Genomic DNA, 24,544 nt, shown 5'->3' on the forward strand with positions numbered 1-24,544 from the left:
GGCCCCCGAACCCCACCCCGCTCACCCGAACGGGAGCGTACGGGCCCGGCCGTGCGGCGGGCGCGGACACGGTGCGGACGACCCGCGGGCCGCTCCGGTCAGTTCGCCGCGAGCCGGTAGGTGATCCGGCCGAAGCCGATCTGGTCGCCCTCGCGGACGACGGCCGCGCCGACCACCCGACGCCCGTTCACCGTGGTGCCGTTGGTCGAGCCGAGGTCGCGCAGCACCCACAGTCCGCCCTGGTGGCGGAGCTCGGCGTGGACGCGGGAGACCGTCTCGTGGCTGATCCGCAGTCCGCTGGCGGGATCGCGCCCTATGCGCAGCGGGTGTCCCGACACCGGGTACGGCAGCAGCAGTTTGGGCAGCTTCTCGGCCTGCCAGGCGCGGCGCAGCCGCACGCCGAACCCGGACACCGCCTCCACGGAGCCGAACACCACGCGTGCGAGACGGTTTTCCCTCGGGAGGTCCGCGGTGAGCGCGGCCAGCTCGTCGGACCGGCGCGCGACCAGGGCGAGTTCCATGCGCCGGACGAACGTGTCGTGGGACAGCCGCCCCCTGACGACCCCGTCCCGCAGCACGTTCAGCGCCTTGTCGCGCTCCGCGTCGGACAGCCGCGCGGGATACGTGTGGAACTCGAAGGACGACGTCACGCTGCCGATTGTCGGTCAGCGACGGGCCGGCTGTCCAGAATCCGGGGAAACGGCCGGCTCGCGGGCGCACCGGACGACACCTGCCGCGGAAGGGGAAATCCCCCGGCGAATCGATCTCCGATGGCGCACGATGGACGGGCTACATCACGGTGAGCAGACGAAGGGGAACCGTCCGTGCAGTTCGAGGTGTGGGCACCGCAGGCCGGCAGAGTGACGCTCCAGTGCGACGGAGTGGGGAGCGCGCTGCGGCGCGATCCCGAACGGGAGGGGTGGTGGCGGGGGGAGGCCGACGCGGGGGACGGCTCCCGGTACGGTTTCGCGCTGGACGACGGGCCGGTCCTGCCCGATCCGCGCTCGCGGCGGCAGCCCGACGGACCGGACGGACCGAGTGCCGTCGTGGACCACGACCGGTTCGCCTGGAGCGCGTCCTGGTCCGGGCGCCCGCTGCCCGGCGCGGTGCTGTACGAGCTGCACGTGGGCACGTACACCCGGGAGGGCACCTTCGACGCGGCCGCCGAACGGCTCGGTCATCTGGCGGACCTGGGCGTGACGCACGTGGAGCTGATGCCCGTGTGCCCGTTCCCGGGCCGGCACGGCTGGGGCTACGAGGGTGTCTCGCTGTGGGCGGTGCACGAGCCGTACGGCGGTCCCGAGGGGCTGAAACGGTTCGTCGACCGGGCGCACGCGCTGGGCCTCGGTGTGGTCCTGGACGTCGTGCACAACCACCTCGGGCCCTCCGGCAACTACCTGCCGCGGTTCGGCCCGTACTTCACCGACACCCATCACACCCCGTGGGGCGCGGCGGTCAATCTGGACGCGCCCGGCTCCGACGAGGTGCGCGCCTACCTCCTGGAGAGCGCGCTGGCGTGGCTGCGGGACTACCGGATCGACGGGCTGCGGCTGGACGCGGTGCACGCGCTGGTGGACACGCGCGCCCGGCACTTCCTGGAGGAACTGTCCCTGGCGGTGGACGCCCTGGCCGCCGACACGGGCCGGCCGCTGTTCCTGATCGCCGAGTCGGACCTGAACGACCCGCGGGTGGTCACCCCGCGCGAGACCGGCGGCCTCGGCATCCACGCGCAGTGGAACGACGACTTCCACCACGCCCTGCACACCGCGCTGACCGGTGAATCGCGGGGCTACTACGAGGACTTCGCGCGGGCCCCGTTCGCGGCCCTGGCCAAGACGCTCACCGGCGGGTTCTTCCACGACGGCACCTACTCGAGTTTCCGGGGTAGGCACCACGGCCGTCCGCTGGACCGCACCCGGGTGGCCGGGCACCGGCTCCTCGGGTACAGCCAGACCCACGACCAGGTGGGCAATCGCGCCCAGGGGGACCGGCTGGCCTCGCTCGTCTCCCCCGGGCTGCTGGCCTGCGCGGCGGCTCTCACCCTGACCGCCCCCTTCACGCCGATGCTGTTCATGGGCGAGGAGTGGGCGGCGGGCACACCGTGGCAGTTCTTCACCGACCACACCGATCCGGAGCTGGCCAGGGCGGTGAGCGAGGGACGGCGGCGGGAGTTCGCCTCGCACGGCTGGGCGGAGGAGGACGTGCCCGACCCGCAGGACCCCGCCACCCGGGACCGTTCCTGCCTGGACTGGTCGGAACCGGAGCGCGATCCGCACGCGCGGGTGCTGGCCTGGTACCGGCTGCTCGTCGCCGTGCGCCACGCGCAGCCGGACCTCATCGACCCGGACCTGGGCGACACCAAGGTGGCCTACGACGAGGAGCAGCGCTGGCTCGCCTTCCGGCGGGGTGACGTGCGGGTGGCCGTGAACCTCGGGGACCGGCCGGCGGCCGTCCCCCTCGGTGTCCCGGGCGCGCGCGTCCTGGCCGCGTGGGAGCCCGTGGAGACGCCGGGCGCGGACGGGGTGCTGCGGCTGCCCGCGGAGTCGGCCGTGGTGCTGCTCCAGGAGTGAGCGGACAGGCCCTTCAGGGGGTGTCGTCGCCGCCGAGATCCGTCACGCGCTCCAGCATGATCGGTTCCCAGGCGCGCCGGAGCCTGAGGCGCGGGGGCCGCAGCGGCGGGGCGGCGGGGCGGCCGGCCAGCGCCTCGGCGAGCTGGACGAGGGCGTCGCAGCGGGCCAGCCACAGGCCGCGCAGACAGGGGCGGGCGCCGTAGCCGGCGAGGGTGGCGGCCCGCACCGCGGCGGGGGCTCCGACGGCGAGCGCGAGGCCGGCGATGTCCTCGGCCGGGTCGCCGACCACCGCCGCGTCCCAGCCGAGGACCCCCCGCACCCGGCCGTCCGCGCCGACCACGAGGTGCCTGCCGGTGAGGGCGTGATGGACGAGGACCGCCGTGCCGGACTGGGCGGCGAGCTGCACCGCGGCGGGCGGGGTGAGCCGGCGCAGGCGTACCGGGTCGAACTCGTCGGCGGCGGCGAGCCGTTCGGCGGCCTCTGCGGCGACCCGGCGCAGCGCCTCCAGCGACCGCGGGGACACGCGCGGCACCCCGATCGTCTCCGCCTGCCGTGCCGGCACCTCGCGCAGCCCCGTGAGCAGCCCCGCCAGGTCGGTCTCGCCGACGGCGGAAACGGTGTGCTCCTCCGCGGTGCCGCCGGGCAGCCCGGTGTCGAGGGTGCAGAGCAGGCCGGGCGCCCACTCCCCCTGCGCCACCGCGGCCGGCAGGGCGACCGGGACGTGCGGGCGGACCAGGTCGCGCAGTCGCGTCTCGCGGCGCCGGCGGGCACTCTCCTCGCGGTCCCGGGCGAGGCGCAGCACGTGGCGGGCGCCCACCCACCAGGTGGCGGCGCCCTCGGTGACGGGCCGCACGTCGGGTCCGGTGCCGGGGGCCGTGCCGCCCGCCGCCCCGCCGTCCCCGAGCAGGGAACGGGCCAGTCGGCGGACGGTGTCCGCGGTGGGTGTCGGTGCCTGGGTCATGGTCGCGCCGTTGCCGTTCGGGGAGGCAGGAAGGGGGCGGAAGGGGGCCGTTCAGTCGACGGTGACCATCTCCCGCGCGGTGTTGTTCAACCGCCGTCCGCCGTCCCCGGTCACGGTCACGATGTCCTCGATCCGCACGCCGAACCGGCCGGGCAGGTAGACGCCGGGCTCCACGGAGAAGCACATGCCGGGGACGAGTGGCTGTTCCTCCCCCTCGATCATGTACGGCGGTTCGTGCGTGGTGACGCCGATCCCGTGCCCGGTGCGGTGGATGAAGTACTCCCCGTACCCCGCGTCGGCGATGACGGCGCGGGCGGCCCGGTCGACGTCCTGGCAGGCGGCCCCCGGCCGTACCGCGCTAAAGCCCGCCTCCTGGGCCTCGCGCACCAGGTCGTGCACCCGGCGTTCCTCGTCGGTGGGTTCGCCGACGTGGACGGTGCGGGAGGTGTCGGAGCCGTAGCCGTCCTTCAGGCCGCCGAAGTCGAGCACGACCATGTCGCCGCGTTCGATGACGCGGTCGCCGATCTCGTGGTGCGGATTGGCGCCGTTGGGCCCGGAGGCGACGATGGTGAAGTCGACCTGCGAGTGCCCGAAGCGGCGCAGCAGCGCGGCGAGGTCGGCCGCGACGTCGGTCTCCCTGCGGCCGGCGAAGGGGACCTTCCTGATCTCCTCGAAGGCCGCGTCGGCGGCCGCGCCCGCGGCGGCCAGGAGGTCCAGTTCGGCGGCGTCCTTCACGGCGCGCAGCATCGGCAGGGCCTCCGTGAGGGAGGCGTACGAGGTGCCGGGCAGGGCCCGCTGGAGGCCGAGCAGGTGCATGGCCCACGCGTTGTCGCTGACGCCGAACCGGCCGTCCGCGTCCAGCAGGGCGGCGGTGACGGCGTAGGGGTCCTTGCCGTCGGTCCAGTCGCGCAGGGTGATCGCGGGGGCGCCGGGGGCGTGCTCGGCGTCCGGGGCCTCCAGGGTGGGGACGACCAGCACGGGTTCCCGGCCTGCGGCCAGGACCAGCAGGGTGAGGCGCTCGGTGACCGCGGTGGGGGTGTAGCCGGTGAGCCAGACCAGGTCGGGGCCGGGAGCCACGAGCAGTCCGGCGAGACCGGCCCCGGCGGCCTGCCGCGCCGCCCGGTCCATGCGGGCCCGGTAGTCGTCGGCGGTGAAGGGCGCGGGTGCGGTGCCGGTCATCCGGTGGCCTCCCAGGGCGGACGTCGGGGCTACGGGCAGCATCCTGCCCGCCGGGCGGGGGCGGCGCGAGCCGATTGCCGGTGTTCGCCGCACGCCCCGCGCCAGCTAATGGGAAGGCGTTGTCCAGCCATTACATCCCGTGCTTGGATCACACGTGTTCCCGCACGTTGCCGAGGAGGCCCACGACCGTGCTCGTACTCGCACACATCAGCGACCTACATCTGGACGGAACCCGGCGGGCGACCGAACGCGCCCGGCGGGTGCGTGACCGGCTGTGGGAGCTGCCGGAGCCGCCGGACGCGCTGCTGGTGACCGGGGACATCGCGGACCACGGCACGGAGGCCGAGTACGAGGAGGCCGCCCGCCTGCTCGGGCTGCGCGACGGGGGCGCCCCGTTCCCGGTGCTGACCTGCCCGGGGAACCACGACAGCAGGGCCCCGTACCGGGAGGCCCTGCTCGGCCGGCCCGCCGCCGACGGGCCGGTGAACAGCGCGCACGTGCTGGACGGCGGTGCCGTGCTGATGTGCGACTCGAGCATCCCCGGCCGTGACGAGGGTGAGCTGGACGCGGAGACCCTCGCCTGGATCGAGTCGACGCTCGACGGGCTCGACGGGGGTCTCCCCGTGCTGCTCGCCTTCCACCACCCGCCGGTCCCCCTGCACCACCCCCTCCCCGACTCCTACCCCCTGCGCGGCGCGGAACGGCTGGCCGGCCTGCTGGCGCGCCGCCCCCGGATCGCCGGGCTGATCACCGGTCACGCGCACACCCCGGCCGCCACCACCTTCGCGGGCCGCCCGGTCGTCGTGGGGCCGGGGGTGACCTGGACGCTCCGGCTGCCCTGGGAGGGCGAGCCGGTCGCCGACCGGGACGCGCCGGTCGGTCTCGCCTTCCACGTCCTGGACGACGGGGGCCGGCTCACCAGCCACTTCCGCGTGGTCATGTGACGATTCCGGGGACGGCCGTGAGCCGCTGGACGGCGCCCTCGCGGTGGCGCACCGTCAGTTCCACCTCGTCGCCCGGGCGGGCCCGGGCGACGGCGCGGGCCAGGTCGGCGGCCGAGTCGACGCGGGTGCCGCCGAAGGCGAGGAGCACGTCGCCCCGGACCAGACCGGCCGAGAACCCGGGGCCCGGTTCGTGCACACCGACGACCCGGGCGCCCGGCCCCCGGCCGTCGGCCACCTCCACTCCGAGCCGGGCGACGACGGGCGCGGGCGCCGCCCCCGGCCCGGGCGGCACGAGGGGCCGCGACGGCACGGACGGGCCGGACACGGAAGCCGCCCCCGGTGCCCGCTCCGGGCCGCCGGTCCGGCCCGCCCCCACGACCGAGACGCCCATCGCGCCCAGCCCGACGCCGGACAGCACCAGCAGCGCTCCGGCCAGGGCGCCGAGCAGCACGGCCGTCAGCCGCCGCCCCCGACGCCGGCCCGCGTGCTGTCCGGACGCACCGACGGACTCCGCCCGGCCCGCCGGGCCGCCGGGACCGTCCCCTCCCGTCCTGTTCCCGGGCATCGGCCGGGGCCGCAGGGCCGGTTGTTCCATGGTTCGCCTCCGGCGGAAGGGGCCCGGACCTCAGGTGAGGACCGGCAGCGCGGGCGCGCGGCACGGGAGGAAGCCGTGGACCCGGCCGGACAGGTACTCGTCCTTGTACCGCGGTACGTTCCGGTGCCAGTTGAGGATGCCCGCCATCCAGTTCTGCAGGTCCGTCACATACCCCTGCATGATCGACCGCGCCTCCTCCGACAGCCCGAAGTCGTCGTACACGGTCGGCAGTTCGTGTTCCGCGACGTGCTGGAACTGGCGCATGCGCTGGTTCATCAGGTCCTGCACCACCGGCAGCGCGGTCGGATAGTCGACGCCGAAGAAGTTCTGCACGACCAGGACCGCGTTGTGGATCTCGCCCTCGAACTCGATCTCCTTCTGGTAGGAGAAGACGTCGTTGAGCAGGCAGGCGTAGTCGATGGCCGCGTTCTCCAGGGACCGCACGGGGCCGCTGCGGTAGACCTCGGGCGGGACCGCCGGTCCGTGACCGGCGCGGCAGAGCCCCAGGGTCAGGTCGGAGCCGAAGGTGGCGCGCCGCATCTCCAGGTAGTCCACCGGGTCCGGGACCCGGTTCAGGATCTGGTTGGACAGCTCCCACACCCATGCCTCGGTCATCACCTCGACCGCCGACTTCAGGGGACGGCGCTCGTCGGGTGTCATACCGGCCGTCGTGCGCGCCCACAGGTCGGTCAGGGAGCGTTCCATGGCGTTGGCGGGCGGCGGCACCGGGCCGTCGTCGAGGGGCATGCAGGCGGCGAGGCGGGCCGTGGTGAGCCGGGCGGCGGCCAGGTCGCGGCGGTGGCCGTACACGAGCGGGTAGTAGTCGTCGCCGTAGGTGCCGAAGGCCAGCCAGTCGGAGGCGAGGTCGAGTTGTTCCTGGGTGGCGTCCGGGTCCAGGCCCGCCGCGCACAACGGCAGGTCGCAGCCGGCCAGTCTGTCCTCGTCCCAGACGCCCTCGCTGAGGATGCCCATCCGCCGTGACCACTCCAGCAGGTGCCGGCGCGATCCGTCGAGCGCCGGGCTGAGCCGCAGCGGGAAGGGCATCTCGATCTCGGGGATCAGCGACGGACCGACCTTCGGGAACGGCACCTGGGTGTGGGCCCGCCAGCGCCGGGCTCCGGTGGTGGCGAGCAGCGCGCCCACGCCGGCGGCGGACGTCCCCGGGCCGGACAGCGCCTGCCAGGGCGCGCCGGACCGCGCGCCCTCGTTCATGTACCGGCTGGAGCGCAGGTGCCATTCGTGGCCGCCGGACTGCCAGTCCTGGAGTCCCTTCGCGTACGCGGCCACCGCCGCGACCTGGTCCGGGGTGAGGCCCTTCTCCAGCGCGACGGCGGGCACCTCGGTGAAGGCGGTGTGCTCGAACTGGTGCAGGCGCGAGGTGAGGACGTCGTTGACGAGCTCGGCGGCCTCCTGGGTGGTGCAGCCGAAGAAGGTCTCCAGGACGAGCACGCCGTTGCTGAGTTCGCCCTCGTCCTCGACCTCCCGCTGGTAGGAGAACAGGTCGTTGCGCAGGTGCACGGCGTCGGAGAACGTCTCCATCAGCACCCTGAGCGGCCGCGTCCCGGCGACGGCGGCGGGCACCTCGGCCGTCGCGTACTCCACCAGCCCCGCCGACCAGGGGGCGCCGCCGACCTTGCGGCGCATCTCGATGTACTCGACGGGGTTGGCGATCCGCCCCTCGTTGATGTTGGACAGCTCCCACAGGGACTCGTTGAGGAGGTGCTCGGTGGCGACGGCGAACCGGCGGCGCCAGTCGGCGGACATCGCCGGCACGGTGCGTGCCCACAGGTCGGCGAGGCCCGCCTCGACCGGGTTCCGCGGCTCGGGGACGGGCGTGCCCGGCTCGACCGGCATGAAGAGCGGCAGCCGGTCCAGGTGGGCCTTCCCGGCGCCGCGGTCCTGGGTGCGTTTGTACATCTCCAGGAAGTGGTCGTCGAAGAAGAAGACCCACACGTACCAGTCGGTGACGAGCGAGAGGGCGGGTCCGTCGCAGTCGGGGTGGGTGTAGGCGCAGAGCAGTCCGTAGTCGTGCGCGTCGAGATCGGCCTGCTCCCAGACCCCGCTGCCCTCCAGCATGCCCATCCGGCGCGCCCACACCGTCGAGTGGGCGCGGGCCTCCTCCAGGTGCGGGTTGAGCCGCGCGGGGTGCGGCAGGTAGAAGTGCGGGAGTTCGAACGGCTGCGTCATGGCCCGGAGCTACCCGTGGCCCGGTGACGGCATCCTCCGGCCGGGACGTGATCACACCATCGCGTGAACCCTCCCCCGTTCGGGAGTCACGGGGCTCAGGTCCGTACCTGGATCAGCGCATGGGTGCCGGCGGTGCGCCAGCGCTGCCCCTCGGCGGCCGTCAGCGCCGCCTCGGTACCGGCGTCCAGTCCGGTGATCACATCGGACTTCAGGGTGCGCAGGGCGGCGACCGGTCCGGGGAAGTACCGGGTGAGGTCGGCGAACGGCGTGGTCGGGGGCCAGTACCGGTCCCCCACGAGACGGCGGTAGTTGAGGTCGCCCTTGACGACGGTGACGGTGGCGGCGGCGAAGTCGGCGCGGAGGTCGTCCGGCATGTCGGCGTAGGGCAGCGGCGCGCAGGAGAAGGGATGCGTCCGCAGGGCGAGCCGGCCGTCGCCGAGGGCGGCCCACAGGTCGCGCCCGTACGCGGCCGCCGCCCCTCCGGCGCCGGTGAGCCGGCGCACCGCGTCGACCAGGTCGGCGGTGGTGGCGTCGGAGACGTAGTACGGGTACGGCTTGAGGTGCAGCACCGCGCGGCGGATGCGGCCGTGCGCGAGCAGATGGGCGATGAGCAGCAGGTCCGGGACGAGTTCACGGCCGGCGTTGTCGGCGACCAGGCACAGGGTGGCCGCGGAGGACGCGCCGAGCAGCGGCCACAGGCGCTCGCTGTCGTCGGCCACCAGCGCGGACACGGCGGCGCTCCGGCCGGCCCCCTCGGCGGACAGCCGGAAGCCGAGGTCGGCGCGGTTGCCCCACAGGGAGCCGTGCAGCAGGGCGAGGGCCTGTTCGTCCTCGGGGCGGCCCGCGAGGTCGTCGAGCGCGGCCAGTTCCTCGTCCGTGGCGGGCGAGTCGAGTTCGGCCCGCTTGGAGGGGCGGAACGGGTCGACGCCCTGCCAGGGGCCGGGGCCGAAGTAGCCCACGGCGTCCAGCAGCCGGCGGTAGAAGAAGCTCTCGGACCACAGCCAGGGCACGTCGAACCAGGAGCGGCCGGTGTAGGTGTCCATGCCCCAGGCACGCCAGCGCTCCCGGTCGTGGGCGTCCGCGGGGAGCGGCGCGACGACGCCCTCGGCGCACTCGGCCAGCAGGGCGTCGAGGGCGCGGTGCCGGGCGGGTCCGTACGGGAAGGCCTCGCGCACCTGCCGGACGATCGCGGGGTGCCGCTCGGCCAGCACGCCGTGCGGGAAGGTGCCGGGCTCGTCGGCGACGATCACGGGGGCGGCGGGGATGTCGGACATGCGGATCACCGTAACGCGCGCCCGCCGCCGCGCGCCGGACGTCACACCGGCGCGATCTCCCGCTCCAGCCGGGCGGCCAGGGAGAGGTAGCGGGCGCGGCGGGTCACCGGGACCAGGCCGCGGATGAGGATCTGCCACATCTCCGCCGTCCGGCGGGGCTGCCGGGCGACGGACTCCCGGGAACGGCCGACGACGCGCGTCCCGACGAAGAAGCAGACGAGGGAGTGGGCCACGACGTCGATGTCGACGTCGGGGTGGACGTCGGCCTCCTTCACGGCGCCGAGGAGCCGGGCCGTGACGATGTCCAGCCACTCGGTGAACGGGTGGCTGAGCGGCGGGCGCGGGCGGGTGCCGCCGGTGGCGAGCCGCAGTCCGGCCCGCAGCACGGGGTCCTCGGCGGACATCCTGGCTATGCAGAAGGTGAGGCGCATCAGCGCCTCCAGGGAGGTGTGGCCCCGGATCTCGGTGTCCCGGGCCAGCCGGCGGCTGGTCGCCGACTGGAGCTCCAGGATGGCGTGGGCCAGGTCCTCCTTGGCGGCGAAGTGGAAGTACAGGGCGCCCTTGGTGACCCGGGCGTGCTCCACGATGTCGCTGAGACTGGTCGATTCGTATCCCTGCCGGTCGAACAGCTCGGCGGCGGCCGTGATGATCGTCGCGCGGGTCTGCTCGGCGCGTACCTGCCTCGCCATCGCCTGTACTCCTGAGCCGGAAAGGAACGGGTCATGCCGTTTGTTTTAACGCCGCGTACACGATATCTCACCCTGCGGCTACTCCACCACGCGGGAAGGCGACCGCAGTTGGGGCACATCCGGCAAAACAAACGGGCTCTGCGAAAGAAAACGGCGCGCCCGGTATCTAAGTGTGGCAGGCGGCGGCACAAAAGAGAACGGCGGGCCGACCGGTGCCCCATCCGCACCGGCCGGCCCGCCTGTCTGTGAGGGCGGCCCGGGAGGTCCGCCGCCGGCCGTCGCTCCGGCCGTGCCGCGCGGCACGGCATGCCGCGCCCGCGCCGGACCTCACCCCCGCGGCGCCGGACTCACCCGCCGTCCAAGCGGAAGGAGCCGTTCGATGTGCCGCGTGAGGTCGAACGATAGGCAGCCCGCGAGCCGGGCGGATACGGGGGAAACCCTCGATCGGCCCGGGAACCCACCCTCGGTGTACGGCGGTTGACCGGGTACGTGAGGCTGTGCCCCGCATCGGTACGGGGGTGCGCGCCGGGAGCGCCCACCCTCACGGTTCATCACAATGCGGCAGCATCACCTCACTTCACGTGGCCCTTCACTTGACGACCAGCGGTCGCACAGGGTTGGCTCCGGCCCAGCGAGAGTCACCCGGCCGGCCAACGCCACCCGCGGCGGCCGTCCGTGCTCTCCCCTGCTCTTGCTCGGCCGTACAGCGAGGTCCGCACTCCTCATGAACACGTCTTTTCCGTCCCGCCGCTTCCCGCGACACCGCGCGGCGGTCCTGGCAGCCGCCGTCGGCCTGCTGGTCAGCGGCTGCTCCGCCCTCGGGACGTCCGGCGACTCCGCGGACGCGGACGGCGCGAGCGGGGCGGGCACGGGGCGGATGAAGGTCACGATGGTCACCCACGGCAGCGAGGACGACGCCTTCTGGGACCGGGTGCGCAAGGGCGCCGAGGCGGCGGCGGCCAAGGACGGCGTCGAGCTGACGTACGTGAGCGACCCGGACCCCGCCGGCCAGGCCGAACTCGTCCGCGAGGCGGTCCGTGACGGCGCCGACGGCATCGCGCTGACGCTGGCCAAGCCGCAGGCCATGAGGGGCCCGGTGAACGAGGCGCGGTCCGCGGACATCCCGGTGGTCGGGCTGAACTCCGGGATAGACGCCTGGAAACCGGCCGGGCTGCTCGCGTTCTTCGGCCAGGACGAGAGCGTGGCCGGCCGGGCCGTGGGCGAGAAGCTGAACGAGCTGAAGGCCGGGCACACCCTGTGCCTCGTCCACGAACGGGGCAACGTCGGCCTGGAGGCGCGCTGCGCCGGTGTGCGCAAGACGTTCGGCGGGAAGACCGAGAACCTCTACGTCGACGGCACCGACATGCGGGCCGTCACCGGCATCCTCACCGCGAAGCTGCGGCAGGAACCGACCATCGACCAGGTCGTCGCCAACGGGGCGGACTTCGCGCTCACCGCGGTCGAGGCGGCCGCGGCCGCGGGCAGCGACGCCGACGTCGCCACCTTCGACCTCAACAAGGACCTGGTGGACGCCGTGCGCGGCGGCAACGTGCAGTTCGCCGTCGACCAGCAGCCCTACCTCCAGGGCTATCTCGCCGTGGACGCGCTGTGGCTGTACCGGAGCAACGGCAACACCAGCGGCGGCGGGGTCGCGCCGGTGCTGACCGGGCCCGCGTTCGTCTCGAAGGCCAACGCGGACTCCGTCGCCGAGTTCGCCGCCGGCGGAACCCGCTGACGGGCCCCGTGCGTACCTCCCCCGACACCCGACCGCTCTAGGACCACGATGTCTCCTCGGACAGGTGCCCGGCGCCGTCTCGGCTCCATCCGGCTCTCGCTCTTCCTCCTCGCCCTGGTGCCCAGCGTCACCCTCGCGGGCATGTGGGGCCTGACCACCATCCAGATGTTCTCGGAGGGACTCGAACTGCGGTCCCAGACCGAACTGAGCCGGTCCACCGGCGCGATGGGCACGCACGCCACTCTGGCGCTGCAGAAGGAACGCCGGCTGACCGCCGCGTGGCTGGCCGAGCCGCGCGGCTCGCGGACCGCCCTCGAGGCCCAGCGCGAGCGGACGGACGCGGCGGTGGCGCAACTGGCCGGGCAGGCGGACGCGATCGCCGAGGCGCCGGCGCGCGTCTCGGACCGGCTGTACTCGGTCCTCGGTTCGGTGGGCAGCCTGGAGTACTACCGGGACCAGGTGGACGACCCCAGCGACATCACGGCCGAGGAGGCGCTGGAGCAGTACACCTCGATCATCGACGACCAGATCCACGCCTTCCAGGAGCTCTCCCAGGTAGACGACGGGGACCTGACCTCGCAGGCCCAGCCGCTGATCGCACTGGAGCACGCGGCCGAGCTGGTCTCCCGGGAGGACGCCCACCTCACCCTCGCCTGGCCGTCCGGGCGTCTGGACGGCGAGAGCTGGAGCGCCTTCGCGGAGCTGGTCCACACCCGCCGCTGGCTGGTCGAGGACCAGATCGTGCCCTCCCTGAGCGGCAGCACCAAGACCCAGACCGAACGCATCCTGCAGAGCCCCGAGTGGCGCGCCCTGGAGGCGGTCGAGGACCAGGTGCTGGTCACCGCGGCGGAGGGCGAGGACCGCAGCGTCGACCTGCCGGACCTGCGGGCACGCTGGGACGAGGCCATGGACAAGGTCTCCCCGCAGTACGCCTCGATGATCCGCCACCAGACCGACGCGCTGCTCACCCGCAGTGCCGACGAGGCGCGCAGCCTCCTGGTGACGGCCGCCTCCCTGAGCGCCGCCGGACTGCTCGCGCTGCTGCTGTGCGTGGGCCTGTCCTGGCGCATCACCCGCTCGCTGTCCCGCCGGCTGCGCGGTCTGCGGATGGCCACCCTGGGACTGGCCGAGGAGCGGCTGCCCGACGTGGTGGCCCGGCTGGAGCGCGGCGAGAAGGTCGACGCGGAGTCGGCGACCACCCCGCTGGACTACGGGCACGACGAACTGGGCCAGGTCGCCAGCGCGTTCAACACCGCGCAGCGCACCGCCGTGCACACCGCGGTCGAACTCGCCGACACCCGGCGGGGCTTCCAGAAGGTCATCCTCGGCATCGCCCGGCAGAGCCAGAACCTGGTCAATCTCCAGCTCAGCAAGCTCGACGCGCTGGAGCGCCGGCACACCGACCCCGAGGTCCTCAAGGGGCTGTACGAACTGGATTCGGTGGCCAGCCAGTTGCGCCGCTACGAGGAGAACCTCGTCATCGTCAGCGGGGAGCGCCCCGGGCGTACCTGGAGCGAGCCGGTCGCGCTGATCGACATCGTGCGCAGCGCCGTCGGGGAGGTCGCCGAGTACCAGCGGGTGGAGGTGCTCACCGAGGAGGAGGTGTCGCTCGCCCCGCCGGCGGTTGCCGACGTCATCCACCTGCTGGCCGAGCTGATCGACAACGCGACCGTGTACTCGCCGGCGCCCAGCCCCGTCGGGGTGCGGGCGGCGATGGTCGCCAAGGGGCTCGCCGTCGAGGTCGAGGACCGGGGCCTCGGTCTGTCGGAGGACGACTACGCCTCCCTGAACGCCCAGTTGGCCCGGCCCCCGCAGTTCGACGTGGTGGCGCTCGCCGACGACCTCCGGCTGGGCATGTTCGTGATCTCGCAGCTCGCGCACCGGCACGGCATCGCCGTCACCCTGCGCCCGTCCCCGTACGGCGGGACGACGGCGATCGTGCTGATCCCGCACGAGATCGTGGTGCGCGACGAGCCGGACGGCAGCGGCGGCCGGGACGACGCGGGCCCGGAGCACGCGGGCGGCACGGCGGACGACGCGCCCGGCAGGACCGCCGCCGGCCCGCAGGCCGCCGCGCCCCGGCCGGTCACCGCCGTACGGGCCGTCCCCGCGCAGGCGGCCGGCCCGGCGCCCGCCCCCCGTGCCGACGGGCTCACCCCGCTCCCCCGCCGGGTGCCGCAGACCAGCCTGGCCGCCGAACTGCGCGAGGAGTCCGTGCCGGACACCACCGGGGACCCCGGTGACGACTTCACCGCGGAACGCGCCGCGTCCTCCCTCGCCGGCTTCCAGCGCGGCACCAGCCAGGCACGCGACGGCGACCCGGACGACGCCGGCGAGACCGTACCGGCGCACGTGCCCGCCGCCCCCGCCGAGCCTCCCGCTCCGCCCGCCGACAGCCGACCGTCGACCGCTCACGAAGGAACTCCGACATGACACGCCCCGCCCCCGCCACCCACACCCAGCTGGACCAGCTGCTGACCGGACTCGTGGAACGGGTCGCCGACGTGAACCAGGCCGTGGTGCTGTCCGAGGACGGACTGGTGGTCAGCAAGTCCACCGGCTTCCTGCGCGACGACGCCGAGCGCCTCGCGGCGACCGCGTCCGGTCTGATGAGCCTCAGCAAGGGCGTCAGCATGGACTTCCGCGGCGGGCCCGTGCGGCAGGCGCTCATCGAGATGGCCCAGAGCTACCTGATCCTCACCTCGGCCGGCCCCGGCGCCCACCTCGTGGTGCTGACCGGGCCGAACGCGGACGTCGGGGTGGTGGCCTACCAGATGAACATGCTGGTCAAGAAGATCGGCGAGCACCTCAGCGCGCCGCCGCGGGAGGCCGCGGGGCCCGCCGTCGACCCCGGCGTGTGAGGTGGGCGGAAGCGACTCGGCGGGGCGGCTGGTACGGCCGTTCACCCTGACCGGTGGCCGGACCCGGCCCAGCCGCGCCGACTTCACGCTCATCACCACGGTGACGGCGGTGGATCCGCAGCCCGCGGACGCGGCCCGGCCGCAGCCCGAGCACCTGCGGATCCTCCGGCTGTGCGCCGAGCCGGTCGCCGTCGCCGAGGTCGCCGCGCGGCTGGACCTTCCGGTCAGCGTCGTCGTCATCATGCTCTGCGACCTGCTGGAGGCGGGCCGGATCACCGCCCGTCCGCCGCACCCCGTCACCCGCACCACCCCGGACCTGGACCTGCTGCAGAAAGTGAGGGAGGGCCTTGGCCGGCTCTGACACCACCGCTCAGGCGTCCGCCGACCGTCCGTCACCGGACACGGTCAAGATCCTGATCGCCGGTGGCTTCGGCGTGGGCAAGACCACCATGGTCGGCTCGGTCAGCGAGATCGCCCCGCTGCGCACCGAGGAACCGCTGACCATGGCGGGGCTGGACGTCGACGACCTGGACGGCGTCGAGCAGAAACGTGCCACCACGGTCGCCATGGACTTCGGCCGGATCACCGTCTCCGACGACCTCGTGCTCTACCTCTTCGGTACGCCGGGGCAGCAGCGGTTCTGGTTCATGTGGAACGACCTGGCGCTCGGCGCGCTGGGCGCGGTGGTCCTGGTCGACGTGCGCCGGCCCAAGTCCAGTTTCGCCGCGATCGACTTCTTCGAACGCCGGGGCATACCGTTCGTGGTCGCCGCCAACGGCTTCCACGGCGAGCACCCGTATCCGGCGGAGGACATCCGGGAGGCGCTGACGCTGCCGGAGGGCGTGCCGGTGCTGCTGTGCGACGCGCGGGAGCGGGAGTCGAGCAGGGACGTGCTGATCGCGCTGATCGACCGGCTGATAGCCCAGGCGGCCCCCGCGCGGTGAACCGCCCGCGGGATGCGGCCGGACGGCCGCACCCCGGGGGGACGGCGGTCAGTCCAGTCCGGCCGACTTCAGCCAGGCCCTGGCCACGTCCAGCGGGTCCTTCTTCTCCAGCTGGATCTGGGCGTCGAGGTCCAGGAGGGTCTCGGTGTCCAGCTTCGCCGACACGGCGTTGAGCGCGTCGACGCCCTCCTGGGGGAGCGCGTCCTTGTGGACCAGCGGGGTGACGTTGGCGAATCCGAAGAGGTTCTCGGGGTCCTTCAGGACGACGAACTTCTCCTTCACGATGGTCGGGTCCGTGGTGAAGACGTCCGCGGCCTGGACCTCGTTGCCGGTGAGCGCGGCCTGGGTCAGCGGGCCGCCGGCGTCGAGCGCCTTGAACGACTTGAACTTCAGTCCGTAGACGGTCTCCAGGCCCTTCAGCCCCTGCTGCCTGGTCTGGAACTCGGGCGAGCCGCCGATCACCAGGTCCGGTGCGGTCTCCTTGAGGTCGGCGAGGGTGGACTCGGCGGTGAGGCCGTACTTCTTCGCGGTCTCCGCGTTGAGGCTGACCGAGTCCTTGTTCTCGGCCGGTGAGGACTCCAGCAGCGTCAGCTTCTTGTCCAGCTTGGCCTTGACGGCCTCGTTCACCGCCTCCGCCGACTCCTGCCCGGCCTTGGGGTCGAGGTAGGCGAGGAGGGAGCCGTTGTACTCGGGCAGGACCGTGATGGAGCCGTTCTTCATCAGGCCGTACGTCGTCTCACGGCTGCCGATGTTGTGCTTGTAGCTGACCTTGAGGCCCTTGGCGCGCAGCGCCTCGCCGTAGATGTCGGCGAGCAGGGTGCTCTCGGCGAAGTTGTTGGAGCCGACGACGACGGTGCCCGCCTCGGCCTTCTCGCCCGCCAGGGGGTTGTCGGGTTCGTCGTCGGAGGAACAGCCCGCGAGCAGGGCCACCGCGGCGGTGAGCGCGACGGCCGCCGCGCCGGTGTGCCTCGTCCTGTACCTGCTTCTCTTCGCGGTGAAAGTCATTCGCCGATCCAATCCAGCCGTTTTACGGTCAGTCAAGAACGTGATGGTCACGGTTTGTCACACGGGTGGGGGCCGGGGTTCAGCGCCTGCGCACGCCGGGTGAGACCGCCAGCCGTCCCGCCGCCCAGAACAGGGCGAGGGTGAGGAGCGCGAGGAACGCGACGAGGGTGGCGCCGCCGACCACCTTCTCGTAGTCGCGCTGGTAGAGGCCGTCGATGATGTACCGGCCGAGACCGCCGAGACTGACGTACGCGGCGATGGTGGCCGTGGACACGATCTGGATGGCGGCGGAGCGCATCCCGCTGAGGATCAGCGGGAGGGCGACGGGCACTTCGACCCGGAAGAGGATCCGCGACTCGTGCATGCCCATGCCCCGGGCGGCGTCCACCGGGGCGGGGTCGACGGAGCGGACCGCCTCGTAGGTGGTCACCAGGATCGGCGGGACCGCCAGGACGACCAGCGGGATCATCACGGGCAGCAGGCCGAAGCCGATCAGCAGGACGGCCAGCACCAGCAGGCCGAAACTGGGCAGCGCGCGGGCCGCGTTGGCGAGGAAGGCGAGCGCGTTCCCGCCGCGTCCGGTGTGGCCGGTGAGCAGGCCGACGGGCAGGCCGATCGCGGCGGCGACCGCGAGGGCCAGCACCGAGTACTGCACGTGCTCCCAGAAGCGCCGCGGGATGCCGTCGTAGCCCTGCCAGTGGGCACCGTCGCTGAAGAAGGCGTTGACGAAGTCGAGGACGTTCACCGGACCGCGCCCTCCGGGGTGATCTCCGCCCGCCGCGCGGCGGGCTTCGGCCGGGTGGTGCCGCCCCGCGGCATCCACGGGGTGAGCAGCGTCCGCAGCAGGACCAGCAGCGCGTCGCACGCGATCGCCAGGGCCGCCATGGTGAGCACGGCGTTGACCGCGAGTTCGGGGCGGTCGTACTTCTGCGCGGCCGCGAGCAGGTTACCGAGGGCGCCCTGGTTGCCGATCAGGGCACCGACGCTCACCAGGGAGATGCTGGAGGCGGTGGCGACCCGCAGTCCGGCGATGACGGCGGGCGCGGCGATCGGCAACTGCACCTGGACGTAGCGCCGTACGGGGCCGAAGCCCATGGCGGTGGCGGCGGCGAGGGTCTCGTCCGGCACCGAGCGCACACCGTCGACGATCGCCGGGACCAGCACCACGAGGCTGTAGAGGGCCAGCGGGATCATCACGGTGAGTTCGGTCTGGCCGGTGTAGTCGATGAGGACGACGAAGAACGCCAGGGACGGGATGGCGTAGAGGACGGTCGTCACCCCGAGCACGGGCGGGTAGAGCCAGCGGAAGCGGCCGCACAGCAGCGCGAGCGGCAGCGCGAGGAGCAGGCCGGCGGCGACCGGCAGCAGCGCCTCCCGCATGTGCACCCCGATCAGGCCGGTCCAGCTGTGCTGGAGGTCGCTGGGGATGTCGAAGAAGCCGCTCATCCGGCGACCTTCTCGTCCTCGGCGCGGCCGGCCGTCCCGGCACCGCCGGCCGTGTGGGCGGCCGTGTGGGCGGCCCTGATCGCCTCGCCGATGGTCTGCTGGGAAACGACTCCGGTCACCCGTCCGTCGCCGTCGACGGCGACCGCCCAGCCGGTGGGCGAGAGCACCGCGGAGTCGAGCGCGGTCCGCAGCGAGTCGACGCCCGGCACGAACGGCCGCCCGTACGGCAGCAGCCGGTCGGTCCCGACGTCCCCGCCGGTCAGCTCCTCGCGCGCGGCCCAGCCGAGCGGGCGCCCCTCGGCGTCGGTCACGAGGAGGTGGGGCGCCGCGGTGGCGGCGATGCGCTCGGCGGTCGCGCCGGCGGGGATCACGGCGTCGGTGGCCGGCTCCAGCGCGGCGGAGGGGAAGAAGGACAGCCGGCGGATGCCGCGGTCGGCGCCGAGGAAGTCCTCCACGAAGCCGTCCGCGGGCCGGCTCAGCAGCTCGGCGGGCGGCGCGTACTGGGCGAGCCGGCCGCCCTCGCGCAGGACGGCGACCATGGTGCCGAGCTTGATCGCCTCGTCGATGTCGTGGGTGACGAAGACGATGGTCTTGCCCAGCTCGTCCTGGATCCGCAGGAGTTCGTCCTGGAGCCCCTTGCGCACCACGGGGTCGACGGCGGAGAACGGCTCGTCCATCAGCAGCACCGGCGGGTCCGCGGCGAGCGCCCGCGCCACGCCGACGCGCTGCTGCTGGCCGCCGGAGAGCTGGTACGGGTACCTCCCGGCCAGCGAGGGGTCCAGTCCCACCCGCTCCATCAGCTCCGCCGCCCGGTCCCGGGCCCGCTGCTTGCCCCAGCCGAGCAGGCGGGGCACGGTGGCGATGTTGTCCGCGATGGTGCGGTGCTGGAAGAGGCCGGCGTTCTGGATGACGTACCCCATGGACCGGCGCAGGGTGGTCACCGGCTGCCGCCGGCTGTCCTCACCGTCGATCAGGATCGTGCCCTCGGTGGGTTCGACCATCCGGTTGATCATCCGGAGGGTGGTCGTCTTGCCGCATCCCGAGGGCCCGACGAGAACGGTGATCGAGCGGTCGGGGATGTCCAGCGACAGCCGGTCGACCGCCACCGTGCCGTCCGGGTACCGCTTCGTGACTGAATCGATCCGTATCAAGACGCCGATGCCCTTCGGGTGGCGGAAGTTTCTGACCGGGTTCGCGCACTCTGTCGCCGGTGAGTGTAAACGGCACCACCGACAGAACCCCGGAACCCCGCCCCCGGGCCGACCGGCCACGGGCTACGCCGCCACCTGCCCCGATCCGTCCGCGGGAAACCCCGGGGTCCGCAGCACCCGGCGGTCCGCGGTCACCGCGAACAGCTCGCAGCCGGGCAGCGCGGCGGCCCACGGGACGCCGTCCGCCCCCAGGGCGAAGGCCGCCGTCGCCACCGCGTCCGCCTCGGTGAGGGTGGGGGCGGTGACGGTCAGGCTCAGCAGGCCGGTGGACGGGCGGCCGGTGCGGCCGTCGAGGATGTGGTCGCCGCGTGCGTAGCGTGCGGAGGTGGCGACCGCGCCGTCGGTGAGGGGCACCACGGCGCACAGCCGGCCGGCGTGCTCCGGGTGCCGCACGCCCACCCGCCACGGCCCGCCGGCGGCCACCACGTCACCGCCGGCGTTGAGGCAGAACCGGCGTGCCCCGGCGGCCCGGAGCAGTTCCGCGCCCTTCTGCACCGACCAGCCCTTCACCACCGCGCAGGGGTCGAGGCGCCGGCCGGGCAGCCGCACGTCGAAGGCGCCGCCGGTGGCGGTCCGGTACCTCTCACCGAGGCCGAGGACCTCGGTCAGGTGAGGGCTGAGGCGATCGGGGTCCAGCTCGCCCCGGTCGAGCCGGCACACCTCGCTGTCCTCGCGGAACGGGCTGAAGCGGGCGTCCACTTCCCGCAGCCAGGCGAAGAGTCCGTCGGCCGCGGCGGCGGGGAAGTCCTCGTCGTCGACGCGCAGGGACACCGGGAAACCCATGACGTGTTCGACGCGGCGCACGTCAGGAGCCCTGCGCGTCGAGGGCGGCCTGCAGCGACTCCCGGTAGCCGTCGCTGGTGACGGTGGCCCCGGAGACCGTGTCGACGTCGGCGCTCTGCGCTTCGAGGGTCTCCTCGATGAGGGTGGGCACGGCGGCCGTGGTCTGCGGGTGGTCCGGCTGCCGGAGCATCCGCACGCCGGTGATGCGGTCGCCGTCGAGGGTGACCTCGACCTGGACGGCGCCCTTCTCGGTGTCGACGGACGGCCCCGCGACGACCCGGGTGGTACCTCCCGGGACGGTGGACACCGTGGGGGCCGGCGCGGGCGCGGCGGTGGCCGGCGCCTCGTCGGCGGGGGCGTGGCGCCAGACGGGGACCAGTCCGGCGACGGTCAGGATCAGGACGGGCAGGGCTCGCTTCACGGGTTTCTCCTCGTTCGCCGGGGGTGCGTCAGCCGGCCAGGCTGAAGCGCTCGTGGTGGATCTGCCGGCGGGGAACGCCCAGTTCGCGCAGGGACCGCAGGACGGCGGCGGTCATGCCGGGAGGGCCGCAGACGTAGACGTCCCGGTCGGTGAGGTCGGGCACGAGGCGGGCGAGTTCGGCGGGGGCGAGCCGGTCCGGGACGGGCGGGCCGGTGATCAGGTGCAGTTCGGCGCCCCTGGCGAGGGCGAGGCGGCGCAGTTCGTCGTGGAGCACGGCGTCGGCCTCCGCGGTGACGCGGTACAGGACGACGGCGTGGCCGTGCAGTTCCTCCAGCAGGGCGCGGATCGGGGTGACGCCGACGCCGCCCGCGACGAGCAGGACGTCGGGACGGGTGCGGTGCAGGGCGGTGAAGGCACCGTACGGGCCCTCCGCGAAGACGCGCGTGCCGGGCCTCAGCCCGCGCAGCGCCGCGCTGCCGTCGCCGGCGGCCTTGACGGTGAGCCGGAGGCCGCGGCCGTCGGGCGCGGCGGACAGCGAGTAGGGGTTGGCCTGCCACCAGCGGTCCCGGGTCAGGAAGCGCCAGAGGAAGAACTGGCCGGCGCGGGCGGGCAGTCGGTGCAGGTCGCGGCCGGTGATGTGCACCGACACGACGTGGTCGTTCTCCGGGACGACGGCGGTGACCCGCAGCCGGTGGCGCCGGTTGCGCCACAGCGGCAGGACCACCCGTCCGGCGAGCACCGCGGTGAGCGCGGCGCCCCACAGTCCGTACCAGTAGGCCGTCGCGGCGGTCGAGGCGGTGAAGGTGGAGCCGGCGGCGACCTGGTGGGTGAAGGCCAGCACCACGGCGACGTAGGTGTACAGGTGGATGAAGTGCCAGGTCTCGTAGGCGAGGCGGCGCCGGGCGCGGCGGGCGGAGACGGCACCGACGACGAGGAGCAGCGCCAGCGCGACGACCGCGCGCAGCACGCCCTCGACGGTCTCGGCGAGGTCGACGAGCTGGTCCACCGGGTCCAGGGAGGACATCCCGGCGTACCCGCAGGTGATGAAGACGGCGTGCGCGAGGAGCGTCCACAGCAGTGCGAAGCCGGTCCAGCGGTGCCACAGGGTGAGCCGGTCCATGCCGATCCTGCGGTCCAGCCAGGGCAGCCGGGCCACCAGCAGCAGCTGGAAGGCCATCAGCAGGGCGCCGTACAGGCCGGTGAGACGGCCCAGCAGGACGAGGGCGTCGGCGCCGAAGCCCGCCCGGACGAAGAGGACGGCCACCACCACCGCGTTCGCCGCGAGCAGCCCGTACAGGCCGGCGCGCGCCACCGTGCCCGGGCGTCGCCTCGCGGTGGGGGGTGCGGGAGGCGTTTGGACAGCTGTCACGCCGGAAACTCCTTGATCGGGTCCTGGGACACCGAGCCTGGTCGGAGACGCTGTCGATCCGCTGTCGGTCAACTTTCAAGTTTTTATCGATCGGGACGCGGATCCGCACCGCCCTCCTGCCCGGGGGACGGGTGCCGCAGTATGGGCGGGTGGAAAAAGTACGACTCCTCGTCGTGGACGACGATCCGCCGATAGCCGACCTGGTGGCGACGGTCGCCCGGTACGAGGGCTGGGAGGCGGTCACCGCCAACTCCGGCGAGGAGGCGCTGCGCCGCGCCGCCGAGTTCCGCCCGGACATCGTGGTGCTGGACCTGATGCTGCCGGACGTCGACGGTTTCGGCGTCCTGGACCGGCTGCGGCGCTCCGGGGCGATGGTCCCGGTGGTGTTCCTGACCGCCCGGGACGGGGTCGCGGACCGGGTGGCGGGGCTGACCCGGGGCGGGGACGACTACCTGGTCAAACCGTTCGCCGTGGAGGAGCTGATGGCGCGGCTGCGCACGGTGCTGCGGCGCAGTGCCGGGCCGGGGTACCCGCGGTCGGTGCTGCGGGTGGCGGACCTGACGATGGACGAGGACACCCGTGAGGTGCGGCGCGGGGAGCGGCTGCTGTCGCTGACGCCGACGGAGTACGAGGTGCTGCGCTACCTGATGCGCCGCTCGCCGACGGTACTGACCAAGGCGCAGATCCTGGACCACGTGTGGGAGTACGGCTTCGGGGGCCGCTCCAACGTGGTGGAGCTGGTGGTCAGCCGGCTGCGGCGCAAGCTGGACGACACCGGTGAGCCGCTGATCCGGACCGTGCGGGGCTTCGGGTACGTGATCCGGCAGGCCGCCGAGTGACCGCGTCCCCGCGGCGCCTGCGGGACACGTACCGGAGGATGCGGCTGGGCACCCGGCTGACGCTGGGGCTCGGGGTGCTGTCGCTCGCGGTGTTCGCGGTCGTCGGCACGGCCCTCACCACGTTCATGCACGACTACCTGGAGCGGCAGCTCGGCGACCAGCTGAAGCTGATCCAGACCGTGCAGGCCAAGGACGCGGCGGCGCACGGCACGGTCAGGCGGAAGCCGTACTACGGCTGGTACACGGCGGTGTACGACGTCTCCGGCGACGCGGTCACGCTGCGCAGGCCCTCCGACGTGCCGGACGACACCCGGGCGATGGCGGACCTCGCGCGGGCGATGGCGCACTCCGGCACCGAGCTGACGCGCACCGCGCGGATCGACGGGGAGGGCACCTACCGGCTGCGCGGCTGCGAGGTGGAACCGGGGGTGGTGCTGGTGAGCGCGGCACCCGTGAAGGACGTCGAGGAGACCGTCGAGCAGCTGATCACGGTGCAGGTCGTGGTGTTCGCGCTCGCGCTGACGGCGCTGGTGGTGTCCGGGCGGCGGATGCTGCGGCGCGGCCTGGAGCCGCTGAGCGCCATGGCACACACCGCGCACGGCATCGCCTCGCACGACCTGAGCGAGTCGGCGTCCCGGCTGCCGCTGCGCGCGGACGGGCGGGACGGCGGACGGGAGGTGGCGGAGCTGCGGTCCGCGTTCAACGCGATGCTGGAGCACATCGACGACTCCCTCGCGGTGCGTGCCGAGGCGGAGTCGCGGCTGCGCCGGTTCGTCGCGGACGCCTCGCACGAACTGCGCACCCCGCTGATGTCGGTGCGCGGGTACGCGGACCTGTTCCAGTACGCCGCCGCCAACGAGCCCGCCGAACGCGAGCGCCATCTGGCGCGGTTGCGGGCGGAGGCCGCCCGGATGGGGGTGCTGCTCGACGACCTGCTGCTGCTGGCGCGGCTGGACGAGGGGGAGGTGGAGGCGCCGCTGCGGCCGGCCCGGACGGATCTGGCGGAACTGGTGCGGCAGGCCGCCGACGCGTTCCGCGCGGGGCACCCGGGCCATCCGCTGACGGTGACGGCCGGGGCGGCTCCGCCGCCGCTGCGGCTGGATCCGCAGCGCATCCGGCAGGTGCTGGACAACCTGCTGACCAACGCCGCGGTGCACACCCCGGCCGGCACCCCGGTGTCGGTGGGGATCTCGGTGACCGGCGACCGGGTGCTGGTGCGGGTGAGCGACGCGGGCCCCGGCGTCCCGGCGGAGGACCGGGAGCGGGTCTTCGACCGCTTCTACCGGGTCGACAAGGCACGCAGCCGCGACCGGGGCGGCAGCGGACTGGGCCTCGCGGTCGCCCGGTCCCTGGTGCGGGCACACGGCGGCGACATCGAACTGGGCAGCGAACCGGGCGCGACGGTCTTCACCGTACGGCTCCCCCTGGACGGCGCCGCCTGACGGATGTCCGGACCGCGGGCGGAACCGTCGACCCACCGCGGGCCGCCGGCCCGGGCCCGGCCGGTGCCGGCCGGGCGGCGTCACGCCGC

23 protein-coding genes are annotated in these 24,544 nt (G+C 73.7%); 9 read left to right on the forward strand and 14 right to left on the reverse strand.

Annotation, left to right across the window (positions count from 1 at the left end; all coding sequences use genetic code 11):
* Window positions 1–98: 98 nt before the first annotated feature.
* Window positions 99–650, reverse strand: coding sequence for an FHA domain-containing protein (locus IE118_RS12190; protein ID WP_189557815.1), 552 nt, complete (start codon window positions 648–650; stop codon window positions 99–101).
* A 174-nt stretch (window positions 651–824) separates the two neighbouring features.
* On the opposite strand from IE118_RS12190, the gene treZ reads away from it, so the two are divergent.
* Entirely contained in the window at window positions 825–2,570 is a 1,746-nt protein-coding gene (treZ, locus tag IE118_RS12195; protein WP_189557816.1) for a malto-oligosyltrehalose trehalohydrolase, read from the forward strand.
* Between the two features lie 13 nt (window positions 2,571–2,583).
* On the opposite strand, the gene IE118_RS12200 is transcribed toward treZ, so the two are convergent.
* Window positions 2,584–3,531 carry an aminoglycoside phosphotransferase family protein gene (locus tag IE118_RS12200; RefSeq protein WP_189557817.1) on the reverse strand — a complete coding sequence of 316 codons (948 nt, stop codon included), beginning with the start codon at window positions 3,529–3,531 and terminating at the stop codon, window positions 2,584–2,586.
* Between the two features lie 51 nt (window positions 3,532–3,582).
* Window positions 3,583–4,710, reverse strand: coding sequence for an aminopeptidase P family protein (locus tag IE118_RS12205; protein ID WP_189557818.1), 1,128 nt, complete (start codon window positions 4,708–4,710; stop codon window positions 3,583–3,585).
* 188 nt (window positions 4,711–4,898) lie between these two features.
* Here IE118_RS12205 and IE118_RS12210 point away from each other — a divergent pair, with 188 nt between their 5' ends.
* Window positions 4,899–5,654: a metallophosphoesterase gene (locus IE118_RS12210; RefSeq protein ID WP_189557819.1), complete on the forward strand. Its 756-nt coding sequence runs from the start codon at window positions 4,899–4,901 to the stop codon at window positions 5,652–5,654.
* Here IE118_RS12210 and IE118_RS12215 read toward each other — a convergent pair.
* The 4 genes from IE118_RS12215 to IE118_RS12230 form a co-directional block, all read right to left on the reverse strand.
* Window positions 5,647–6,249 (reverse strand): PDZ domain-containing protein, encoded by a 603-nt coding sequence (locus IE118_RS12215; protein ID WP_189557820.1) that lies wholly within the window; start codon window positions 6,247–6,249, stop codon window positions 5,647–5,649. The two genes, IE118_RS12210 and IE118_RS12215, sit on opposite strands and share 8 nt — an antisense overlap.
* A gap of 30 nt (window positions 6,250–6,279) precedes the next feature.
* Entirely contained in the window at window positions 6,280–8,436 is a 2,157-nt protein-coding gene (gene cyc2 / locus IE118_RS12220; protein WP_189557821.1) for a germacradienol/geosmin synthase Cyc2, read from the reverse strand.
* 95 nt (window positions 8,437–8,531) lie between these two features.
* A complete protein-coding gene (locus IE118_RS12225; RefSeq protein ID WP_189557822.1) occupies window positions 8,532–9,710 on the reverse strand; it encodes a damage-control phosphatase ARMT1 family protein in 1,179 nt (392 codons plus the stop codon).
* A gap of 41 nt (window positions 9,711–9,751) precedes the next feature.
* A complete protein-coding gene (locus IE118_RS12230) occupies window positions 9,752–10,399 on the reverse strand; it encodes a ScbR family autoregulator-binding transcription factor (RefSeq protein ID WP_189557823.1) in 648 nt (215 codons plus the stop codon).
* 724 nt (window positions 10,400–11,123) lie between these two features.
* Here IE118_RS12230 and IE118_RS12235 point away from each other — a divergent pair.
* The 5 genes from IE118_RS12235 to IE118_RS12255 are packed head-to-tail and all read left to right on the forward strand — an operon-like array spanning window position 11,124 to window position 15,939.
* Entirely contained in the window at window positions 11,124–12,134 is a 1,011-nt protein-coding gene (locus IE118_RS12235; RefSeq protein WP_189557824.1) for a substrate-binding domain-containing protein, read from the forward strand.
* A gap of 48 nt (window positions 12,135–12,182) precedes the next feature.
* Window positions 12,183–14,567, forward strand: coding sequence for a sensor histidine kinase (locus tag IE118_RS12240; RefSeq protein WP_189557825.1), 2,385 nt, complete (start codon window positions 12,183–12,185; stop codon window positions 14,565–14,567).
* Window positions 14,564–14,995: a roadblock/LC7 domain-containing protein gene (locus IE118_RS12245; protein WP_189557826.1), complete on the forward strand. Its 432-nt coding sequence runs from the start codon at window positions 14,564–14,566 to the stop codon at window positions 14,993–14,995. Before IE118_RS12240 ends, IE118_RS12245 begins: the two co-directional genes overlap by 4 nt.
* A gap of 1 nt (window position 14,996) precedes the next feature.
* Complete coding sequence (locus tag IE118_RS12250) at window positions 14,997–15,356, forward strand: DUF742 domain-containing protein (RefSeq protein WP_189557827.1); 360 nt, start codon at window positions 14,997–14,999, stop codon at window positions 15,354–15,356.
* On the forward strand, window positions 15,343–15,939 hold the full coding sequence (locus tag IE118_RS12255; RefSeq protein WP_189557828.1) for a GTP-binding protein: 597 nt from the start codon (window positions 15,343–15,345) through the stop codon (window positions 15,937–15,939). Before IE118_RS12250 ends, IE118_RS12255 begins: the two co-directional genes overlap by 14 nt.
* Window positions 15,940–15,987: 48 nt before the next feature.
* Here IE118_RS12255 and IE118_RS12260 read toward each other — a convergent pair whose 3' ends face one another.
* From IE118_RS12260 to IE118_RS12290, 7 genes are all read right to left on the reverse strand, one after another.
* A complete protein-coding gene (locus IE118_RS12260; protein ID WP_189557829.1) occupies window positions 15,988–16,944 on the reverse strand; it encodes an ABC transporter substrate-binding protein in 957 nt (318 codons plus the stop codon).
* 79 nt (window positions 16,945–17,023) lie between these two features.
* Complete coding sequence (locus tag IE118_RS12265) at window positions 17,024–17,689, reverse strand: ABC transporter permease (protein ID WP_189557830.1); 666 nt, start codon at window positions 17,687–17,689, stop codon at window positions 17,024–17,026.
* Window positions 17,686–18,390: an ABC transporter permease gene (locus tag IE118_RS12270; RefSeq protein ID WP_189557831.1), complete on the reverse strand. Its 705-nt coding sequence runs from the start codon at window positions 18,388–18,390 to the stop codon at window positions 17,686–17,688. The genes IE118_RS12265 and IE118_RS12270 overlap by 4 nt, the downstream gene beginning before the upstream one ends.
* Window positions 18,387–19,541, reverse strand: a complete 1,155-nt coding sequence (locus tag IE118_RS12275) for an ABC transporter ATP-binding protein (protein WP_189557832.1) — start codon at window positions 19,539–19,541, stop codon at window positions 18,387–18,389. Before IE118_RS12275 ends, IE118_RS12270 begins: the two co-directional genes overlap by 4 nt.
* A gap of 123 nt (window positions 19,542–19,664) precedes the next feature.
* The gene (locus IE118_RS12280; RefSeq protein ID WP_229846781.1) at window positions 19,665–20,405 is read right to left on the reverse strand and encodes an FAD:protein FMN transferase; all 741 of its coding nucleotides are present in this window, start codon (window positions 20,403–20,405) and stop codon (window positions 19,665–19,667) included.
* Between the two features lies 1 nt (window position 20,406).
* Window positions 20,407–20,805, reverse strand: coding sequence for an FMN-binding protein (locus tag IE118_RS12285; protein WP_189557833.1), 399 nt, complete (start codon window positions 20,803–20,805; stop codon window positions 20,407–20,409).
* A gap of 28 nt (window positions 20,806–20,833) precedes the next feature.
* A complete protein-coding gene (locus IE118_RS12290; RefSeq protein WP_189557834.1) occupies window positions 20,834–22,174 on the reverse strand; it encodes a ferredoxin reductase family protein in 1,341 nt (446 codons plus the stop codon).
* 149 nt (window positions 22,175–22,323) lie between these two features.
* Here IE118_RS12290 and IE118_RS12295 point away from each other — a divergent pair, with 149 nt between their 5' ends.
* Both IE118_RS12295 and IE118_RS12300 read left to right on the forward strand, forming a co-directional pair.
* On the forward strand, window positions 22,324–23,013 hold the full coding sequence (locus IE118_RS12295) for a response regulator transcription factor (protein WP_189557835.1): 690 nt from the start codon (window positions 22,324–22,326) through the stop codon (window positions 23,011–23,013).
* A 38-nt stretch (window positions 23,014–23,051) separates the two neighbouring features.
* Complete coding sequence (locus tag IE118_RS12300; protein WP_189557836.1) at window positions 23,052–24,455, forward strand: sensor histidine kinase; 1,404 nt, start codon at window positions 23,052–23,054, stop codon at window positions 24,453–24,455.
* The last annotated feature ends 89 nt before the right edge of the window (window positions 24,456–24,544 follow it).

It is taken from the genome of Streptomyces pilosus, from assembly GCF_014649835.1.
In the GTDB taxonomy this organism is placed as follows: domain Bacteria; phylum Actinomycetota; class Actinomycetes; order Streptomycetales; family Streptomycetaceae; genus Streptomyces; species Streptomyces pilosus.

Coding starts and splice junctions, on each gene's coding strand:
- IE118_RS12205 (WP_189557818.1), bottom strand. CDS start 4,710: ATGACCGGCACCGCACCCGCGCCCTTCACCGCCGACGACTACCGGGCC.
- IE118_RS12200 (WP_189557817.1), bottom strand. CDS start 3,531: ATGACCCAGGCACCGACACCCACCGCGGACACCGTCCGCCGACTGGCC.
- IE118_RS12260 (WP_189557829.1), bottom strand. CDS start 16,944: ATGACTTTCACCGCGAAGAGAAGCAGGTACAGGACGAGGCACACCGGC.
- IE118_RS12215 (WP_189557820.1), bottom strand. CDS start 6,249: ATGGAACAACCGGCCCTGCGGCCCCGGCCGATGCCCGGGAACAGGACG.
- IE118_RS12245 (WP_189557826.1), top strand. CDS start 14,564: ATGACACGCCCCGCCCCCGCCACCCACACCCAGCTGGACCAGCTGCTG.
- IE118_RS12300 (WP_189557836.1), top strand. CDS start 23,052: ATGCGGCTGGGCACCCGGCTGACGCTGGGGCTCGGGGTGCTGTCGCTC.
- IE118_RS12240 (WP_189557825.1), top strand. CDS start 12,183: ATGTCTCCTCGGACAGGTGCCCGGCGCCGTCTCGGCTCCATCCGGCTC.
- cyc2 (WP_189557821.1), bottom strand. CDS start 8,436: ATGACGCAGCCGTTCGAACTCCCGCACTTCTACCTGCCGCACCCCGCG.
- IE118_RS12270 (WP_189557831.1), bottom strand. CDS start 18,390: ATGAGCGGCTTCTTCGACATCCCCAGCGACCTCCAGCACAGCTGGACC.
- IE118_RS12235 (WP_189557824.1), top strand. CDS start 11,124: ATGAACACGTCTTTTCCGTCCCGCCGCTTCCCGCGACACCGCGCGGCG.
- IE118_RS12230 (WP_189557823.1), bottom strand. CDS start 10,399: ATGGCGAGGCAGGTACGCGCCGAGCAGACCCGCGCGACGATCATCACG.
- IE118_RS12225 (WP_189557822.1), bottom strand. CDS start 9,710: ATGTCCGACATCCCCGCCGCCCCCGTGATCGTCGCCGACGAGCCCGGC.